The 20,099-nt window shown below is 38.2% G+C and carries 16 protein-coding genes; 11 read left to right on the forward strand and 5 right to left on the reverse strand.

What is annotated here, in order from left to right; all coding sequences use genetic code 11:
• Positions 1 to 40 precede the first annotated feature (40 nt).
• The 3 genes from QNI15_RS20270 to QNI15_RS20280 all read right to left on the reverse strand — a co-directional run bounded on the left by QNI15_RS20270 (position 41) and on the right by QNI15_RS20280 (position 7,071).
• The gene (locus QNI15_RS20270) at positions 41 to 1,291 is read right to left on the reverse strand and encodes a hypothetical protein (RefSeq protein ID WP_314033215.1); all 1,251 of its coding nucleotides are present in this window, start codon (positions 1,289 to 1,291) and stop codon (positions 41 to 43) included.
• Positions 1,292 to 1,410: 119 nt separating this feature from the next.
• Entirely contained in the window at positions 1,411 to 3,357 is a 1,947-nt protein-coding gene (locus tag QNI15_RS20275; protein WP_314033216.1) for a LamG domain-containing protein, read from the reverse strand.
• A gap of 126 nt (positions 3,358 to 3,483) precedes the next feature.
• Positions 3,484 to 7,071, reverse strand: a complete 3,588-nt coding sequence (locus tag QNI15_RS20280) for a hypothetical protein (protein ID WP_314033217.1) — start codon at positions 7,069 to 7,071, stop codon at positions 3,484 to 3,486.
• A 684-nt stretch (positions 7,072 to 7,755) separates the two neighbouring features.
• On the opposite strand from QNI15_RS20280, the gene QNI15_RS20285 reads away from it, so the two are divergent.
• Genes QNI15_RS20285 through QNI15_RS20295 form a run of 3 tightly spaced genes read left to right on the forward strand, consistent with a single transcriptional unit; the run spans position 7,756 to position 11,441 of the window.
• Positions 7,756 to 9,516 (forward strand): leucine-rich repeat domain-containing protein, encoded by a 1,761-nt coding sequence (locus QNI15_RS20285; RefSeq protein ID WP_314033218.1) that lies wholly within the window; start codon positions 7,756 to 7,758, stop codon positions 9,514 to 9,516.
• Between the two features lie 38 nt (positions 9,517 to 9,554).
• Complete coding sequence (locus tag QNI15_RS20290; RefSeq protein WP_314033219.1) at positions 9,555 to 10,751, forward strand: gliding motility-associated C-terminal domain-containing protein; 1,197 nt, start codon at positions 9,555 to 9,557, stop codon at positions 10,749 to 10,751.
• 57 nt (positions 10,752 to 10,808) lie between these two features.
• Positions 10,809 to 11,441: a hypothetical protein gene (locus tag QNI15_RS20295; protein ID WP_314033220.1), complete on the forward strand. Its 633-nt coding sequence runs from the start codon at positions 10,809 to 10,811 to the stop codon at positions 11,439 to 11,441.
• Between the two features lie 242 nt (positions 11,442 to 11,683).
• On the opposite strand, the gene QNI15_RS20300 is transcribed toward QNI15_RS20295, so the two are convergent.
• Together QNI15_RS20300 and QNI15_RS20305 are read right to left on the reverse strand one after the other, a co-directional pair.
• Positions 11,684 to 12,493, reverse strand: coding sequence for a hypothetical protein (locus QNI15_RS20300; RefSeq protein ID WP_314033221.1), 810 nt, complete (start codon positions 12,491 to 12,493; stop codon positions 11,684 to 11,686).
• Positions 12,494 to 12,797: 304 nt separating this feature from the next.
• Entirely contained in the window at positions 12,798 to 13,217 is a 420-nt protein-coding gene (locus QNI15_RS20305) for a hypothetical protein (RefSeq protein ID WP_314033222.1), read from the reverse strand.
• A 926-nt stretch (positions 13,218 to 14,143) separates the two neighbouring features.
• Between QNI15_RS20305 and QNI15_RS20310 the strand changes: the two genes are divergently transcribed.
• From QNI15_RS20310 to QNI15_RS20345, 8 genes are all read left to right on the forward strand, one after another.
• Positions 14,144 to 14,533, forward strand: a complete 390-nt coding sequence (locus tag QNI15_RS20310; RefSeq protein WP_314033223.1) for a hypothetical protein — start codon at positions 14,144 to 14,146, stop codon at positions 14,531 to 14,533.
• Between the two features lie 63 nt (positions 14,534 to 14,596).
• Positions 14,597 to 15,568: a DUF3560 domain-containing protein gene (locus QNI15_RS20315; protein ID WP_314033224.1), complete on the forward strand. Its 972-nt coding sequence runs from the start codon at positions 14,597 to 14,599 to the stop codon at positions 15,566 to 15,568.
• Between the two features lie 92 nt (positions 15,569 to 15,660).
• On the forward strand, positions 15,661 to 16,191 hold the full coding sequence (locus QNI15_RS20320) for a hypothetical protein (RefSeq protein WP_314033225.1): 531 nt from the start codon (positions 15,661 to 15,663) through the stop codon (positions 16,189 to 16,191).
• Positions 16,127 to 16,348: a PRTRC system protein C gene (locus QNI15_RS20325; protein WP_314033226.1), complete on the forward strand. Its 222-nt coding sequence runs from the start codon at positions 16,127 to 16,129 to the stop codon at positions 16,346 to 16,348. The genes QNI15_RS20320 and QNI15_RS20325 overlap by 65 nt, the downstream gene beginning before the upstream one ends.
• 36 nt (positions 16,349 to 16,384) lie before the next feature.
• Positions 16,385 to 17,569 (forward strand): hypothetical protein, encoded by a 1,185-nt coding sequence (locus tag QNI15_RS20330; protein WP_314033227.1) that lies wholly within the window; start codon positions 16,385 to 16,387, stop codon positions 17,567 to 17,569.
• Entirely contained in the window at positions 17,556 to 18,266 is a 711-nt protein-coding gene (locus QNI15_RS20335; RefSeq protein WP_314033228.1) for a hypothetical protein, read from the forward strand. The genes QNI15_RS20330 and QNI15_RS20335 overlap by 14 nt, the downstream gene beginning before the upstream one ends.
• Before the next feature lie 16 nt (positions 18,267 to 18,282).
• Complete coding sequence (locus QNI15_RS20340) at positions 18,283 to 19,065, forward strand: PRTRC system ThiF family protein (protein WP_314033229.1); 783 nt, start codon at positions 18,283 to 18,285, stop codon at positions 19,063 to 19,065.
• A gap of 628 nt (positions 19,066 to 19,693) precedes the next feature.
• Entirely contained in the window at positions 19,694 to 20,074 is a 381-nt protein-coding gene (locus tag QNI15_RS20345; protein WP_314033230.1) for a DUF6876 family protein, read from the forward strand.
• The last annotated feature ends 25 nt before the right edge of the window (positions 20,075 to 20,099 follow it).

Raw genomic sequence — 20,099 nt, forward strand, 5'->3', positions numbered from 1 at the left:
TCTCATTCTTTTGGCGCATACGAGCCAGAGTATCGGTTCTTTATTGGCGATATTTTAGGTATACAGATGAATTATTCATATGTAGACTCATCTGATGATCTCTACGGCCATTTGCATTAGCTGTTCCTAATACCTGACTCGATTGGACTAAACGAACTTTCTTTCCCTGATAGGTAATTTCCTTTGGAGCAGGCAGGAGTAGTTGGAAATCACTTTCTAGTCGGGCCGTTTTAGGATGATCAACAGCAGTATTGGTGGCAGCTTTCGTAGACAGAGAAGAAACATCTGTTGCCGGTTCGGTTTGCAAGTCTGCAACTTGTGTGTCTGGAACTTGTGTGTCTGCGGCCTGATCACTTTGATCGACCAGCAGTTCGGCAGAAAAATCCGAGGGCAGGCGCAGGTAAAGCTCACTTTCATGTGCTATAAAGTCCAGTTTGTGTCCTGTACTGTTTTTATCCCCCAGCCAGCGAAAGTCCAGTTTACTTTTTTCCAGTGAAGCTTGTACATCAGCAGCCTGTACGGTAAGGGTGTTGTTTCCTCTCTCCAGTAAAGACTCCACCATTGACCCTGTTGCATTAATAGTAAATTGTGCAGAAGGGCCATGAAGTGAAAGATGTCCGCCACTCTGTGTAACTTTCAATATACCGGACTGAACACTTAACTGCCCTTCTAATTGGCTTTTCTCACATTGAAGGCTTCCCTGATGAAGAAAAACATTCATTCTGTTTTCACATTGGCTTATTTTCAGATCACCTTGTCCTAGTTCCAAAGAAAGCTCACTAGTTAGCCTGGTTAGTTCAACCTGACCTGAACTTAGTGTAAGATGACTAATGACATTACTGGGGAGTAAAAGGGTAACCAGACTACTTGTCAGATAAGCTTTGTTCTGGGCCTGAGCAGGTAAAATGGAAATAGTAATCAGTTGGGTAGCGGCTGTCTGTCCTGCAGCCGGTAAATTGATCTGATCGGCATCTATACTGACATTTTCCCCTTCCAGAGAAACTGACAAATCGACCTGTTCTTTGGGATTGCTTTTAACCTGTAAGCGAATGGGTAACAAGCTATTCAAACGTACATGTGCTCCTGTCTCTGTAATGAATGTTTTACTTATCTGCTGCTTAGTGAGGGTGTTTTTATTTTGTGCAGAAAGGAAATTATACCCAGAAATGATATAAAAAAGAATGAGTAGCAAACCGATATAGCTACCTTTAAATAACTTACTAGCAGCAGACAACCCTCTATCGAGCTCTTGTAGTAATCTAATAACAACAGTACTTATTAAAATAGGCATATGTATAGTATCTTCTGATAGGTGTATTTCTGGTTTTACTGAAGCTATAAGCTTGCTCTTACTATGCAATCAGGTCTTTACTAAGCCTGATTTGTTACTGAGCCTGAATGATATCATCATTACTGCTGAATGATATCATCATTGCTGGTGGCCAGTTGTATAGTTGAGCTTGTCTGATTGATCAGTGTGACTTTACTGCGGAATAGATTACCCCCATTGCCACTATCGTTTCCGGCTCCTGTTTTGGTTAGTTCTACATCCTGTTTAAATGTAGAACCATTCAGTTTCAGTCTGGGTGCTTTTACGGTAAGTGGCCCTTCAAACACATTGCCAGTGCCTAATTCCAGCGTTGCAATACTGGAAACAGCAGATAAATCAATAAGAATGGGGGTGGTGGTCTGAAAAATAGAATTTTTCAAAACCAGACTGCTTCGGGTAAAGCCTGTACTTCCGATTTTAAAATCTGATTTAAATACACACCGGCCTAGATTTCCGCCAAAACGTACAGAAGTGGGTGAATATTGATCAGATGATAAAGTCGTATTTACGACAGTTACAGGACCATGAAAAGTATGGTCAGTCTGTACAGAGGCATTATTAAGGGTTATGCTGTTTCCATAATAGGTCCCTGCAGGAGCAAAGGGAGGCGTCAGATTTTCAATTTGTACAGCACCCATAAAATCTATATGCCCAGAAGTTCCAAACGATGTATTGGACGCATTACGGATCAAGACATCCTTTTCAAATTTCACATAGCCATATCCTCCCAGGATAAACGTCCACGCAGAGCTGGAATAGTTAAGGAAAGAAGCTTTTTCTTTAAATAAATTTGTACTTGCATACCAGGGTGCCTGATAGGCTGCCGTTATTCCATAGCCATAATTTTCTATCTGTACCTCTCCCTGAAAAGTTTCTCCCTGTTGGGAGCCAATATTTATTACATCTTTCTGATTGACAAAAGTAGTTTTGTATTTATAGGTGTTTCCTGAAAAATTGGCACTTCCAGCCCAGTATTTCTCCAAACGGATCTCTCCCTGATCAAATGTCGAGGAAGCTACAGACGAATAGCTGGCTGACTTGATTCCTCCTCCATTGCTGTTAATTTTAGCCGTATTGAGTTGGGTATTACTAAATACAGTAAGGGTATTTGCCCCCAGCGAAAGCTGACTGGCAGAATTCATAGTCAGATTTCGGATTTGAAGTGAAGAAGTAATTAGTGGACAAACAGTGCAATTATTAATCACTACATCATCATGTATGGTTGGAACCATACTACTTTGCCAGTTTGCTGCCGTATTCCAATCCGTACTTACAGGAGAGTTGCTCCAAACGATGGTTTGGGGAGTATACGGGTAAGCGAGTAACCCATATACTTCTGTCTCTGTAATAGCCCGATTATAAATGCGAACTTCGTCTATCTTTCCATCCAGAGTCCCTTTTGGATCTGTCGACCCAATATAAAATCCATTCCATGCTGTAGGCAAAGCCATACTATATTGTGTAAAAATAAGCAGCCCATTCTTATATAGCTTTCCTGTGCCACTATTTGCAGAGGCGGGCTCAAAAGTGAAGACAAAATGCTGCCATTGATTCAGATCCACCTTATAGCCATAGGGCTGTGTGTTAATTCTAGTAGCAGTATTGGTTCCAACCAGAATACTCCCATCTGAAGTAGTATGGAAAATAAAACCACCCCATCCAACGCTTGATCCAAGCTGATTGGAATAATCGCTATGAGAAGCAGCGTTCATCCAGAAAGAAACAGAGAAAGCGGAAGGAGTCCAGCTAAGAGATGAGACAGTCATAGTGGCTCCTGTAACTCCTGTTTGTCGGGTGGGCATTAATAAGGCACTATTTACCTTACCAGCAGAAGTGATAGAGGCTGTCGAAGAGAGTGTAGCCGGATAAGTGCCTATCTGATCGCTGATCTGATTGGTAGAAACAGCATCCATATTCCAGTATGCGATAAGACCATTGGTTATGTTTTGAGCTCTTCCAGAAACTGTCAGGACAAACCCGACCAGGAGTAACAGCAAGTATTTTACTAATCTATGTAGATGTATCATATATGATTATATCCCCAAAAAAAGAAAGCTTTATACATTTGTATGATTCAACTGTTTAACTCAATTGTATGACTCAATTGTATAATTTGGTTCAGGATCAAATCCTGACAGATAAGATTATCAGTATTAATCTGTTGGCTGGGTTTGTCCGGTATAGTGGTACTGGTACCGCTTGACTATATTGCCCTGTTCATCTTTGATTAGTTTTAATCGTTGCAACTCGTCATATTCATAGAAAACAGTTATCCCATCCGGTGTTGTAGCAGAGTTCATTCCAATCAGAATATCATAGGTATAGGAACTGACTAGTGCTTTTTTCATATCCGTATGCTCTCGCAGATTACGCATGGTGGTACGAATAGTGGCAGCATCGGTCAGGCTATTCAGGTTACTTTCTGTAATTCCAAGCTTACCAAGGGTAGTCAATAGATCTGTGTAGGTTGCATTTTTTATCTCTGCCAGAGGATATTGCTTATTATATCCCCATAGGTATGAAACAGGTGTCCCATCCTGCTGGCGGGCCTGAAGCAGATTCCCGGATTTATCATACCGCTCAAATAATAACCTGGGTTTGAGTTTTGTATTATCGTATCCATTGGCAGGGGTATAGAAAAGATAAGGCTCTGATCCGGAAACGAGTACAGGACTAGCCGTTTCCAAAGCAGCTACCTCTTTGGGCAAAATCATTTTGGTATTGTTTTCTCCATCCACATACTCAAATCTTGTCACCTGACTGCTAATGACTCTTCTTGATTCGGCATTCTGACGTGCAACAGTTTTTTGTATTATGCTGTTATGCATAAAACGAGAACCTTTCATTTCATTCACAACCTGATTAGAGACTGTATTATTGTAGTCTGCCGGATAGGTCTGAGTCGTTACAATCTGCTCTCCGTTGTTTGTCAGACTTACAATCGTATTTGGCAGCATATGCTCCGAATTATTATAGTAATATTGCGTGCTTACCTCTGTAAATTTGCTTACATCAAACTGATCATAGGTTTTGACTGTGGTAGAATTTAGACGAACCCAGGAATAGAACAAAGACGGGTAGATATATAAAGGCATAGTACACGGAAAGGCAACACCGGATTCTGTACTGGTACATGGCAGTTGCCGGCAATCTGTGTAACGTTCGATATTGGGAATAATACGTTTCTCAAAAGCAGGATAAAAAGTCTGGTTTGAATTGCCATAGGTATTAGTAACTTCCCGTACCAGTACATAACTATTGTTCCGAAAAGCATAATCTGCCTGATAGGTCAACATACCATTCGTCTGATTGGGAATGGTGGAAAGCAGTGGAGAACGCATCGGAAAAATATCCTGCATAGTGTTTCCCAATCCTATGGCAACAGTAAAGCGCATTTCATATGCTGGTATTTCATCGGGTTGATTTTCATACTGATACACTGTTTTGCCATATTCTCCATTCTCTCCATGTAATACTGTCACTTCTGAATAACCCACCATACTTCCCTGAGCCGAGCCATTTAGCAGTATATTACTATCTGCTGTGCGGTTTAAAGAAATTTGGGTACCTTGAACCACAGTTTGCAATCCATCTGTAGCAATCAGGTATTCTTTGACAGGCTGATATTCAAAATAACAGTATTGTGGCAAAGCCATTCTGATTCCTGATTCATACACTTCAGCTGTTCCATTTTTATCTTTATCAACCAAATGCGTATACTGGTATTTTTTTACCGTCTTCTTGTCTTTATTCAACCCATCATAATCAATAGTTGAACTTACCCGTTGGCCTCCTCCATATGTCTCTAAAGAAGTAGCTGTATAGGTATAAATAGCTGAAATATCGTTAAAGTCAGAAGTACTATCAGGGATATAAGCTTCCCATATATACTTTCCAGGCCATAGATTATAGGTGTTCTGATAGCTTATTACTGGAGGAACATAACTGCCATTCGAACCGGATGGACAATAAATGCATTGATCCTGATTTGGACCACTGCAAATAGCCTCACCCAAATTTACCTCACTTATCCTTCTACCATCCATATGATAAAGAGCAAAATAGATACGGGTATCTACGGTCGCCTGATTACAGGGCTTTATAGCTCGAAATGCTGCTTTTAAAGTAGTTTGAACTATGGAATTCCCTGGTCCCACATACATATCTGTAAGATCCAGTGTTTTTCTGATGACTGATCCTCTATCATTAGCGCTATAGAAAAGTGGTACAGGAATCTCTTCAACAGAAGGTGCCAGCCTGGAATATACTGTATGATCTTTCTTTTTCGACTCATTCAGATCTACCTTATTCCCTTCATAATTAAATTCAGTACTTCCTCCTGTAGGATAAGTAATTTTTTGCAAACTGAATACTTTTATAAAGTCTGGTCTGACATTACGCTGATTTCCCATCAAACCAATCGTATACTCACAAATAGAGGGATTACCAATAGGGGTTCTCACAGAAGGAATCAGCGAATTATTCTCCCATCTGCCATTACAAAAACCCCAATGATCTCTGGCAAAAGAAGTTTTTGCAGGTAAGCTCCCCCACTCATAGTAAGAAAACCGATACGGATTCTTCTCAAGCAAGCCATTCTTTTCTGTTAGGGATAGTAATTTGAGGCGTTTGTAAACATAGGAAGACAATCCATTGGATGGGATAAAGTCTGAATCCATCTGTCCATCAAAATAGTCATAGTTAAAAATATACTCTTTAATCGGGGCTGATCCGACAAGACCTGTTCCTGTCTTTTGAAATACCTGGACAGAGTGTATACTTTTTTCTCCTTCCAGATCTAACCTGTCTTCAGCATTATAGACAATCTTAACTTGTCCGGTTGGAAAATCAATATGATCCAGAAACACTTTGGAGTAAAATCGTCCAGCTGAGACCTGATTTTGGCTTGGAGTAGTTACTCCATTACTCAAAAGCAGGCTTGTTTTTAAGATAGCCCCTTCTTTTACTTCTGTATAGGAGCCAATAGGTTTAATATACCGACTGCTTGCCACCTGATAAGAGAAAGTAACCGTCTCATTGGTAACAGATGTAATCTTAGTCAAATACCAGCTGGATTTATGATCTCCTGTACCATCGTTTGTATTACAGGTTTCGAAAGTCTCAAACGTATAGGTAAATCCATCGGGTGTTTTAATTTCCCAACTACTGGCATCAGTTGTGAGCGGACGAATCAGTAGCTTTTCCTGTTTCTGTAAAATAGCATTTTTACTTCGGTCCAATATAAACCTTCCAGAGTAGTTAAGAAAGTTAAAAGAATAGTGATCCGGCTCATAATCAAATAACTGAGTGTCTTCTACTTGTGCCTGAGGAACTGTGAATGTGGTAAAGCACGCCCTTTGAATGGTTGGCTGTATAAGTGTTTTTTCTAATTCGGCTGTATTGAAATATGTTGTTGGATCCTGATAGAAATCATCTTTTCCATAAATAGTCCGGCTTATCATGCCACCTGCATTCAAAACAAACCCAAGTCCAACTCTACTGGCCTCTTCTGCCACGCCAATTCCACCTGCATGATAGCTTAACGAAATAGGCACGTCAATATCTTTACTTTTGATCTGATATAGGGGAATACTAATAGAAGGAACTCCTGTATAGGGGCTTACCGGAACATTGCCATACTTTTCCAAGGCCGCCGCTGTAGGAGAAGGAGGGATAACTGTTGGCAATGCAAAGGCATTACTCTGTGCCTGAATACCAATAGCGCTGTCAAGAAGTAGCATGCCTAACACTAACACCTTGCCTATGGTGAAAACGGATCTCCCTTTATTCTGAAGGAATTTGCTAAACATATAACAAAATGGCACTAGAAATCTACTATTTCCATGACAATGCCCATTGTAAAAAAAGCAGACGCGCATAATTGGCAGCATAACTAACCTTATGGTGATAATTTATTTATGAAATAAAACGCTGGAAAGGAAAGGCTGGAATGAAGACGATACGTAGGTTTTAAATTACTTAACCGTACTTCCACAAATGTGTTAAAGCAGTTTTAAATAAGCAAGAAAATCAGTGAAAAAATATTAAAAATATTACACTAAAATAAATATAAAAAATAGTACAAGAAGGTTTAATAACGAAAACAGTAGAAGGTAAACATTAAAATAGTCAGACTATGAAAATATTTTTTTATTGACTAAAATTTGGAATTACTATTGATATTTATCGTATATTCATTCTTTTGTATAATCTCATATAGGTTTTAACCAAGATAGATAATACACCAGTTTTGATATAAATTAGGTATATACCGAAGCAGATTCTATTGAATTTATTACATATGGTTACATGATAAAATAAATAAAATTTAATTTTTAACTATAGTGTAGAGCTTATACTTAACTACCTAATTGTCAGGTAGCGCCTACTAGATTATATATTTTATTTCACAGCTCCGTTAGAATATGCTATTTCATTCTGTTTGTTTATTGTGGTTTAAGCAAGGCTTTTTTGGCAGTTTAAAACCCATACCCACTCTGGTAGTCCTCCTCTTTGCAACAGGATGTATACTTGCTCAAAGTCCCTCTACTACCAAAACTGAGTCTGCAACAAAGAGTATCTCCCAAAAATCTATTACAAAAAAATCTACGGGAAAGAAAACTTCTTTTACAGAGAAAGAGACTCTTGATTCGATTGCTCTGTCAAAGGCTCCTGTATACACCTCATTGAAAGAAGCACTAAAGAATCCGGCCAAAGTCTACAAGCTATCCTTGTCAGGTTTGGATTCATTACCCGCCTCTGTGACCAAACTTACAAGCCTTAAACAACTGGATTTATCAGGTTCTAAGCTCAAGACTCTGCCTTCTTCTGTGGGTTCCTTAGCCAAACTGGAATCGCTTAATCTGCAAGGCAATCAGCTTACCACACTGCCTGTATCTATTACCTCTCTGTCTAAACTTCAGGTACTCAAACTAGATAGTAATGCACTTACTGCTCTACCTGATTCAATGGGTAAACTCAAGCAACTTCGCTCGCTTACACTGACTCATAATAAACTTAGCAGTTTACCTTCATCTGTAGACTCTTTGCCCTCACTGACCGATCTGCAGATTCGGGGCAACCAGCTTAAAGACCGTTTGCTTACGCAAAGTGAACTTGCTCAATTGCCCTTGGTACAATCGCTCCAGGAAGCGCTGAAAAACCCGGATCAGGTCTATAAGCTTCAACTCTCAGGATTAACCAAACTCTCCCCACAAATCGGAGAACTATCTAACTTACAACAGCTAGATCTGTCAGGTAATATTTTAGAATCTTTACCTTCTCAGATAAGCAATCTATCCAAACTCGAAAAACTGGATCTGACCAGTGTACATTTAAAAGAACTACCTACAGAGATTGGTAACTTATCCAATCTGAAAACGCTGGATTTGTCAGCCAATAAATTGACCAGCTTTCCAGAGAGTATTTCCGGATTGAAAAATCTTCAAACCCTACGTATTGGGCAAAACAGTCTAACCAGTTTACCGGAAAGTGTAGGAAATCTATCAAAGCTTTCTACGCTCGATCTGTCAGGCAATAAACTCTCTTCGCTCTCTGAGTCGCTGACTAAACTCACATCCTTAAAAGATCTGAATCTGTCTTCTAATCAGTTATCATCTTTGCCTGGTCAGGTGGGTTCTTTGACATCGTTAGAGAATCTAAATGTACTGGGGAATAAACTGACTTCCTTGCCTGAGTCTATGGGTAAACTATCGAGTCTGAAAAATCTTAATCTGTCTTCCAATACGTTGACATCTCTACCCAAAGAACTGGGCTCGCTAAAAAGTCTGCAAACACTGCTGGCCAGAAATAATCAGATTTCCTCGCTGGCAGCTGAAATTTCTTCTGCGGATGTATCTAGTCTTTCTTCGTTAAAGGAATTGAATCTATCGGGAAACCTGCTGGATAAATTGCCTGAGGATCTGTCAGGATTGAAAAATCTGGAGAACCTGAATGTGTGGAATAACAAACTCACGACCCTGCCTTCCTCGATTGGCAAACTATCCAATCTGAAAAATCTGGATTTATGGAGCAATCAGATCAGCGATTTACCTTCCGAACTGGGAGAGTTGAAAAATCTGGATTCGTTGAAACTACAGACCTCAACCCTGACATCAGCCGCCAGAGAAAAGCTCAAACAAAGTCTGCTTTCTACCCATGTACTGCCTTCCGGAATTGGGTTGTAACGATTGAAATAGTAATGGGAATAATAATTTGAATAGCCATGAGGCATTGTTTTAGGGTGGTAAGGGTTGTATTCCTGCTAGTAGTATTCAATCTAGGCTTTTGTCTGGGTGCAGTGCCTGTCTTTGCCCAGACAGCACCCTATCAGACAATGCCATATCACTGGGTGGAGATTACCAATCCTTCTTTTGAAGGGGCCCCCCAGCGTGATTACCCACCTTTCCCCTGGAGAAGCTGTGATTGGACCTCAACTCCGGATATACAACCGATCTGGAATGGCAATACGCAAACAGCCTCTGATGGGAAAACCTATCTGGGGTTAGTCTGTCGGGGAGAAACTGAAGTATTTCCACTGGGCAGCTATGAGTCGGTTTTTCAGTCACTGCCTCTCAAACCCGTTGAACCAGGTTCACCTTTTTATGGACCTGTATTAAAACGAGATAGTACCTATTGTTTTTTTATCGACCTGTGCTTTCCGGGTCCGAGTTCAGGGAGCAGCTCGATTCTTTCACCGGCTATATTCCGGCTGTGGGCAACAGAAGGCACCAACGGCTGCACACCTACTGAACTGTTATGGACGTCTCCGGTAATTGAGCACCGGGAATGGCGCACCTATAAAGTACAGTTTACACCCAGACAAACGGCTTATTTCTCGCTGGCTTTTGATTGTTATTTTGCCCAAATGCCGTTTTATCATGGCGGTATCTTTCTGGATAATATTCACCAACAGGAGAGGGCAAACCTTTTGGGGAAAGATACACTGGTCTGCTACTCACGTACCTACACGCTCAGACCCAGTTTTCATACTATGGAGAGTGACGGCATTATTGGACAGGATACGACTCGTGAACAGTTTGTCTATCAGTGGTCTGATGGCTCATGGGCAGATAGTCTGCTGATCTCCCAGCCAGGAACCTACTGGGTCAAAGCCTCAGATGGATGTGTGGTGTATCAGGATAGTATTCAGGTTAACTTTACCGAATGCGAAGAAACCTTCCGTGTTCCCAATGTGATTACCCCCAATGGCGACAAGGACAATGAAGTATTTCGCTTTGAAGGAATAGGCAAGGAAAACTGGCAGCTGCAGGTATATAACAGGTGGGGAAAGCTGGTCTATCAGTCCAGAAATTATCAGCAGGACTGGTCAGCAGAAGGCTTGCCAGCCGGGATATATTATTACCACTTAGCCAAAACAGGCTTCCGATCCAGAACAGGTTGGCTGGAAGTTTTAAGGTAATACAAAAGAATATATATAAGACCACACACTCTGATAATACATCATGCTTCATACACTATGAGACAACTCTATGATTGCACTATTCTATTGAAACTATCTTATCTGGTCTCACTCTTTGTAGTAGGAGTAGCTTTGGAAATAAAAGCTCAGACACCTTCTGACTCATTATATACTCGCAGACACGAGGCCGGAAAGAAAGAAAGTCCGTGGGTATTTGCTGGCAATGTCAGCTTTCAGATCAAACCGCTGCTGATCAATGCCTCTCCCCTGTTGGGTTATAAATTTACAGATAACCTGGTGACAGGCCTGGGTCCTACCTATATTTATAACAAAGAAGGGTTGGTTTCTCCGTTGGTGAGTAGCAAACCCAGTAGTAGCAAACCCGGTCCTATGCATGTGTATGGAGGAAGAGTATTTGTAGCCAGAAGGCTCTATAAGCCATTGTTTTTACAGGCCGAAACCGAGGCGTTGAATTACCCTTATTTTGATGACAGAGAAGACAAAAGACGTGACTGGGTAGTGAACCCTCTGGCTGGATTGTCATTAAACATGAATACGGGGGGCAAATCGTTTTTTCAGATTACAGTGCTCTATAACTTTAATTACAACAAAAACGAGTTTAACAAACAGCTTTATAATTCTCCCTGGGTGTTTCGTCTGGGAGCTGGTTTAGGTGGAGGTAAAAAGTAAATGAACCTAATAAGATAGATCATTTTAATGACCGATTGTATAGTATCATAACTCAAAACCAAAAGTCCTTGACAGAACTACCTGACAAGGACTTTACTTAACTCTTTACTATCTTAACTTAGTTTATCACCGAATAACCATTTACAAAAAACCTGATTTTTTTACCAGGATTTTCCATCCAAGTCAGGTCGTTTTTATTTTTTTCTTCCCTACGGACCATTTTTATAGGAGGAAATCATTTACTAGTATCTTATTTGAGCTCCAGAAGGCTTATTTATTGTGTCTTTATTAGAAATGATTGGATTAGAGACGAGTCTTCGTGCTTCCTCTATTAACTCATTCAAAAATTCAGTTGATAATTGGTCTTCAGCTAAAGTTATAGTTCCAGTTCTCAAGGCTCTTTTTTGAACTGATGAGTAAATATCTCTTGAAGATCTATTTGATTGTTCATTCTCTGAATTTGGAACAAAGTCATATTCATGTGCTGGATATTGATCTGTAAGGAAGTCATACTCTACAGCTGGGTAAACTGTAGTCTTCTGATCTATATCTATCATTTTTGGCTCATAAGGGAGAAATAACTCTTCTAAAATGTCATATTCAATAGCAGGATATGTTGAGCTGATCTGATCAACAGAAATAATGGTATACTGATAGGACAATATATTTGATGGTGTTTTAGGAGCAATATATTTTCCATATGATAAAATCTGATAATCTAATGGATAATCAAATATTGTCTGATTGGAATCTGCTAAAATGGTTTCGAGCTGCTTTTCTGTTTTTGGCTTCAGTCGAATATACAAATGGGTAGCGTTGATTTCAACCTGACCTTTATGTACTAATCGGTTTTCCGATTTGAGTTTTTTATAAGCCTTCCTTACATTTTCTATTGTAAATGGAATGACTAGTTTTTCTCCCAATCGCATAATTCCATTAGAAGGTATTTCTCCAAGTGGTTTAGGAATTGATTCTGTAGCTTGATCGCAAGCTGTTAGCGTTAGACATACTGTAAAAACAAGAGAAGCAAGTGATGTTATATTGCGTTTCATATTTATTATATAGTAAGTAGTTGCTATGCAACTACTTTTTCGTTAGAATTGTAGTTGTACTTCAACTACTTTATAAGTGTTAAAGGTAGTTGTTTGACGACTACTTTTAACACTTGTAGTATAGAAATAAATTATACTTAAAATTTAAAGAGCTGTTAATGGAAAAAAATATACCAGTAATACGAATCACTGCATATCGAAAATAAAGTAGAAAAGGAATCTGCTTTAAACAGAAGAAGAGAGAAAGATGGATTTAAAGATAAAATATTGATTTTGAGTAAGTTGATTATTGAAAATAACAGACTTAGAAACCTTGCATATGTGAAGATGTGAAAGGTAAGTTAATATTTTCTGCTCGTTGTAAGTAATGTATTTGTAGTTTAATTAAGTCGGCTGTTTCTCTCACCTTAACACCACTAATCTTTTCTACTGCAAATAATAGCGGACCCAAATTTACTTTTTGACGAATAAAATCTGTTACATGATAAAGTTCCATTTGACCTAAGTCTGTTTTCTGACTGTGACGTATGAATATACTCAGATCTAACTGACCAAGGGCATATCCCTTTTTCCTGCTTACTTGTGGAAGCACTATACATAGTTTGCTCATTCTAATCTCATCTAGTTGAAAGATAAGACTTAAATGCTCAGAAGATTCGATAATCAAATTGATTTCCTGGTCATCTAAGTACTGACTAATATGTATGGTGAGTTGATTAGGCATGTATTCAATTCTTGATTTTAAAAAGATATAGTTACAAGTTTACTTTTTGTTAATACATACATGTCCAGCATAGATTATAACTGATTTAACATATTTTTCAACAATTCTTATCTGCCCATTGTTCTTAAATGTCTTGTAACTGTGTATAAATCTTATACACTTTCTGAACTTCTTATTGTGTATTAAATCTGCCTAAACTTAAACACAAACAAGAAAACGCCTCAGATTCATTCAAACCCATAGACATTAAAACATGAGATGGTTCTATAGAAGCTGTAGTTCAATACGATTTGTCACATTGTTATCAAAATAGACCATAACACAAATGTAAAAAGTTGTTTTTCGCTTTATACAAGGATATTCTTTTCACTGACAATTCCTTGCATACTAAACCATAGAGAAATAAACCAGAGATAGAACCAAAGAGAATACAAAATACCAAAGGGAAGAAAAATGGGGGTTCTGCGTTGTTATGCAAGCTTTTGGCGAGTTTTCTTTGAAGAAAAAGTTTAAAAAAAAGAGTAAAAAAGTTGTTTCAAAAGTTTCATATTTGAAACTTTTAGTGTATATTTACATATAAGATAATGAGAGAGAAACACAGAAACACCCCCTCTCATCCCTCTTTTGCCAAGCAAGGCAGCGTTCTTTACTTACTGAAATTAGCTACTGCGTAAGGGTATTCTGACACGCTGGTAGGTCGCAAGATTACCTCTCACACGGGTACTAGACTGCCGCAGGTCTGCAAGGCAGGATAAACTCAACATTGCCCTGAAAAATTGAAAGCCAGCCTTCTATAACACGATAGTTAAAACAGGCAAGGCAAGTAACTGAATGTAGGGGAACAGACGAACGCTTAACAAACTAAACGCTGTATTTACGCCTCTCACCGTCAATACAGCTATCTCTCACGTTTAACTTTCTTTTGTATGGAAATTGTAAATCAAGTTCAGCAGATACTTGCTGACAAAGCTACTTATAATCAAATTCCGTTTTTAATTGATACATGTGCGGGAATGCTCGAAGTTGGAACTGTACTTTATACTAGCTATGGGTATGAGCAGACCAATATTGACTTTTATAAAGTCACTAAAATGGGAAAGAAATTCTTTGAGGCTATGCGACTGCCAAGGGAAAATACATATACAGGTGATATGTGTGGTAAGGCAATTGCGCTTGATAGCAATCAAGGTAAAATAGTAAAAGGATACTGGAAAAGTAAATGTGATGGTGATAGAGTTTTTGAATCTATTAAGGTAGATGGAATCTACGCCAGCAGATGGGACGGAAAGCCTAAGTATTTTTCCAGCTATGCATAGCTGGAAAAATACCAAAGCCGATTCATTTCATCATTTACAAACTTTCTCCCTTCCAATACATTTATGCAAACAGGTTCACAGCAATCAGGATATTATATAAAAAACCTTGAAAGTGGAAAAATTGAACTTTATTTCTCAAAGAGTGAATATAAAGCATTATCCACAGAAGCCAGAAAGAAGATAAAATCTTATTTTCTGTTCTCTTCCAGTAAAGCCGCATGGATTAGTAAATCCTCTCAAAATACTTCTTGGGTTGAAGAGATAGCCAATAGTATTGGCTTAATTTATAAAGGAACAGAAGGAGAAAAGATTAGTTTTGGAGAAAAAGTAGAACTGGCTTCACAGAAAGCAGCCAGCCAAGCCGAAAGATTCAAAAATCGAGCAATTCATTTAGAAAATCAGTCAAATCAGCTTTTTGCAAACTCTCATAACATGGTATCCTGCATTCCAGTAGGACAACCTATATTAGTAGGTCATCATAGCGAAAAAGCACACCGAAACCTTTTAAACAGGTCTTGGACTATGCTTGGAAATGCCGTAAAAACCAGTGAAAGGGCGGACTATTATCAGCAGAAAGCGAAAGCTGCAACGTATACAGCCAGTCAGGAACAACTTAATAACCCTGCTTTCCTTAATCGTAGAATTGAAGAGTGTAAAGCAAATATTCGTAAGCAGGAACAAAACTTAAGTAACTCTACCTCTGAAAATAACAAGAGAATTTATCTGGAAAGAATAGCCGAGCAGAATGACAAATTAACTTTCTATACTGATAAACTTATAGCAATGGGTGGAATAAAGTATACTAAAGAGAATTTAAAGCTGCAACGAGTAAGCCATATCTTCTATAAATCAAAATGGTATCCTCTTAAATCCTTAAATACAAAGTCAGTGACTGTTATAAATTGGTTGGATTTAGCAGGATGGACATGGAATGTACCTTATGCAGAAATAAAGGGGATCAAAACTTTAGATCAGGATTTTAAAGTTCTGGACCGCAATAATGAAGAAGTCAAGCCAACCATTAAGTATAAATAGTTTTTAAGTACTTCTCTATTAATTAATTCCATTAAACCCTCATATAAATGAGGGTTTTTTATTTTCCATTCTTTTCATTAACCAATTTCATTATGGACTTTTTTAAAACTATAACACCTTATCTGAAGGACTTTGATCTGACTATTTCCCTGCGCTTGAAGGGGCATGAATTGACCATATTGCTTTTGCCCAAAATGAGTAATCCAGAGAGTACTACCTCTTTCACCCCCTTAACTATGATAGGTCCGGTTGATATGATGGATGAACAATTTTTTTTTAAAATAGAAGATTCTATGCAGCTAACCCGATCTGTAATCGCTTCGATAAAGCCCTTTGAACAGGCAATGAAGAAGAAATTAGAAGAAACTCAGAATAAAAATAACAAGGACACAAAAAAAATAGAACCTATTAAAATTGCAAAGGCTATACCCGGTTTGTTTGATACCTCTTTATCCGATTCCACTACACCAGATACATCTTCGACAGACAGCTCTACACCTGATACCTCTGTCCTTGATTCATCTATAACTAATCTATCATACTCAAACACACAAAAAGATGATACTACTAACACAAACACTGACTCGCAAATTTCAACTGAAGAAGAACGGGAATGTAATTGAGTTAAACGACCCTAATTCGTCCTTTTCTCCTGAAGAAGTAATGAGTTTTTATGCAAATATGTATAGTGAACTCACAACAGCAACAGTTTACGGCCCAGAGGTAAAAGAGAAGGAACTTTTATATGAATTTAAAACCACTGTAGGAGTTAAGGGCTAAAGCTATGAATACACGACAATTTATACAGGATATACTATGCAACAGCGAGATTCAAAAGTGCGAAATAAATCACAACATCAGAGATCCGGAAAGTTACAAAGAGTTCCATCAGTTAATCGGCTCAATTTTCCAAACCGAAAGCATGGAAAGTCATCGTTTGGGGGTAGAGAAAGACCAGAGGTTCCTAGCCTCATCCATAACACTGGATTTACTCCTGTAAATGTTTCTGTTCTACCTAAAAGCAAGTTAGAAGTATTACTTAAACAAAGCTTAACTAACCCTGCAAAGTTAATTTCAGATTTGTATACCTATTTAAGTGGGTATACCACTTTTATGGATAGACAGGATTGGTTACCTAGCACTTCTCCCGCAGAAGTGCTAACGTGGCTCCTTAATCAGCTTTCAATTTTATTACCTAAAAATGAAAGTATAGGCATTCCCAGATATGAAGACAGACATGATAACTACGATTTGGTAAGGCGTATTCACTATTACCAGCATGAAACTATCTTTTGTGGCCTTCCTTTATGGTTTCTCCCTTCATTAAAGAGTTATCCTCTGCATGATATACTGATTGGGTTTGTTCATCATCTGAATAAAGTAAAAGGAATTCAACTCTGGGATGAGGATGAAGATTATGCTCTTGGATACCTTGAATCACAGGTAGATGAGCAAGATTATGGCGAGGATTTTCCAAAGGATTATATACAGGAATTAAAGGAGGAGATTGCTTTATATAGAGAAGGGGATGCACATGTGTATAGAGAAATAATTCAAAAATCCAGTTTATCCCTGTCTGTAGTCACAACACAGGTAGAAAAATTTAAACCCGTTTCAGACTTTGAAAAAGGTCTGATTGATTGGATTAAATTGGGGCTTGAACTCTTTGATTCTTCCTATTCCTTATTGAATTTTAGTCATTGTATTACAGATGGTGAAGCTGAAGAATATCCCATCCTACCTCATCAATATCTGAGATTCGTTTGGGTAGATGAAGGACATACCATGAATGCAGTATTTGATAGTATGAATGAAAACTACGCTGAATATGGTGCAATTCCCTTAGTGTGGTCAAAGCCAATTAAAAACCTTGCTGATTTAACTCAATCACCTCCTGACTTTCCCAATCATTTATATGATTTTTTTGAAAAAGGAAATTCCCTTTTCTCTGAAATTTCGAAATACATCTCAACTTTTAAAATAGATCATGATAAGCCTTGATTTAGAATCTCCATTTGCTCCCAGACAAGCAATTATACTATACCAGAATGAAAACAAATATTATCTGGAAAGCCATACTATATACTTTGATCAGGATAATAAATCTTTTCTATCAGAGGGAAAACCATTACAGAAAGAAACCATTATGCAGATTGCCAAACAGTTCTCCACTGATAATCAATTAAAATTTACCTGCAAGCAACTTCTGCCCAATAACCTGATTTATGTTGACACGCAATATGGAAATTCTACATTTGTATGGTTTTTAAAGCCTCAAAGAAACCCTCTCTTCTTTACGAGTAATTTAGCAATTCCCAATGGACAGGCATTTTGTCCAGGATTAGTATTCGTGGCCAAAAACAAAACTCTCTCTGTTTTCGCATTTCGAGGGGATATAGTAAACCTTCGGACCAAACTTTATATAGCACCATTTCATAATATATATAAAGATGGAAAGGTTTGCCTGGGTAATGCCAAAATTGAAAATGTAGAGGGAGAATATGAAAATGTCTTAACCCAATGGCAGAAAATATTTTTTGGCTCCGAGTTCTCAAACCTGCTTGTTAATTCATCTCCTACAAAAACAAATATAAATCTTCTTTGGAAAGATTTGATTTCTAACGGTGCTAAGTTTCCTGTCGAAGAATTGCTTCCTCATCCAATAAAGACCATAAAACAACTAATCGAAACACTATAAAACCAAGTCTTTGTGTATGCATTATATAGACAATTATTTACTTAACCCTACTCATAAAGTCAGTGTGACACTTATTGGAGTTGGAGGAACAGGGAGTCAGGTTCTCAGTGGTTTAGCCAGAATGCATCTGGCAATGGTAAAACTTGGGCATCCTGGCCTGCATGTGATAGCGTATGATGCAGATATTGTCTCAGAGGCCAATGTAGGAAGACAATTATTTTCTCCTTCTGACCTTGGATTTAATAAAGCAATACTGCTTATTTCAAGAATTAACCGTTTCTACGGTTTGTCATGGGAGGCAATTCCGGTGAATTATACCAAAAAGTATGTGAGTGCTAACCACATATCCCCAAGTAATATACTCATCACCTGTGTTGATACGGCAAAAGCCAGATTGGAAATTAGCAAAATATATACTGATTCAATGACTGTATTTCATAACAGTTTTTACAAGCCCTTTTACTGGATGGACTATGGAAACAGCCATTCAACAGGACAAGTAATATTAGGTACAGTACGTCCCATTCAACAACCCAAATCCGTAAATAAACTCTATGAAACATTGCCAACTGTGACTGATATGTTTCCGGATTTAATAAACGCAGATGATGATGTTCAACAGGGGCCAAGCTGCTCTTTGGCAGAAGCACTATCCAAACAAGATTTGCTAATTAATTCAACACTAGCACAATTTGGTATTGCCTTACTGTGGAAAATGTTTAGAGAAGTAAGGATTTCTTACCACGGAGCATTTATTAACCTTTCTACCTTCATGGTTAATCCTATTCGACTGCAATAATTCAAGAAGGGATTAGAGTTCTAAAACAGACAATAGAATTCTAATCTAAGCAATATTAGATAATGCATAGAGTACAATTCATACACAGGCTCTATAAAGGAAATAACCAGAGAGAGAACCAAATAGAATACAAAAAAACCAGAGGGAAGAAAAATGGGGATTCTGCACTGTTATACAAGCTTTTGGCGAGTTTTCTTTGAAGAAAAAGTTTAAAAAAAAAGAGTAAAAAAGTTGTTTCAAAAGTTTCATATTTGAAACTTTTAGTGTATATTTACATATAAGATAATGAGAGAGAAACACAGAAACACCCCCTCTCATCCCTCTTTTGCCAAGCAAGGCAGCGTTCTTTACTTACTGAAATTAGCTACTGCGTAAGGGTATTCTGACACGCTGGTAGGTCGCAAGATTACCTCTCACACGGGTACTAGACTGCCGCAGGTCTGCAAGGCAGGATAAACTCAACATTGCCCTGAAAAATTGAAAGCCAGCCTTCTATAACACGATAGTTAGAAACAGGTTAGGCAAGTAACTGAATGTAGGGGAACAGACGAACGCTTAACAAACTAAACGCTGTATTTACGCCTCTCACCGTCAATACAGCAGTTTCTCACTTTTAACTTTCTTTTGTATGGAAAATCAATCGTCAATTGAGCAAGAAACGCAGGTATCCAAACTGACTCTAAATGAATTAGACCAATTTACTGGTACAGAATATTACCATAAATATTTTGGCATAAATTTAACGGATGGGTGTCTTTTTGTGGCAAAAAAGGGGAGAGCATACTGGATTTTTGACCTAATTGCTTCTTATCAATTTGAGCAAAAGGTCAGAAAAGAACCTTTTCAGGTCTGGTATTTTAAAAAGGAGGGAATTGGTGGTATCATAACATGTGATGATGGGAATGGTAACATTGTTGCTAGTCAGGTTATTGAATACACTGACTTTCCATTGGATGAAATAAAGTTCTTTGTAACTAGTCAGGTTTGCATGTTAACAAGTGAACATTAACCAGATCAAAGGACAGAAGCCTGAT

This window comes from Xanthocytophaga flava (assembly GCF_030068545.1).
Lineage (GTDB): Bacteria > Bacteroidota > Bacteroidia > Cytophagales > 172606-1 > Xanthocytophaga > Xanthocytophaga flava.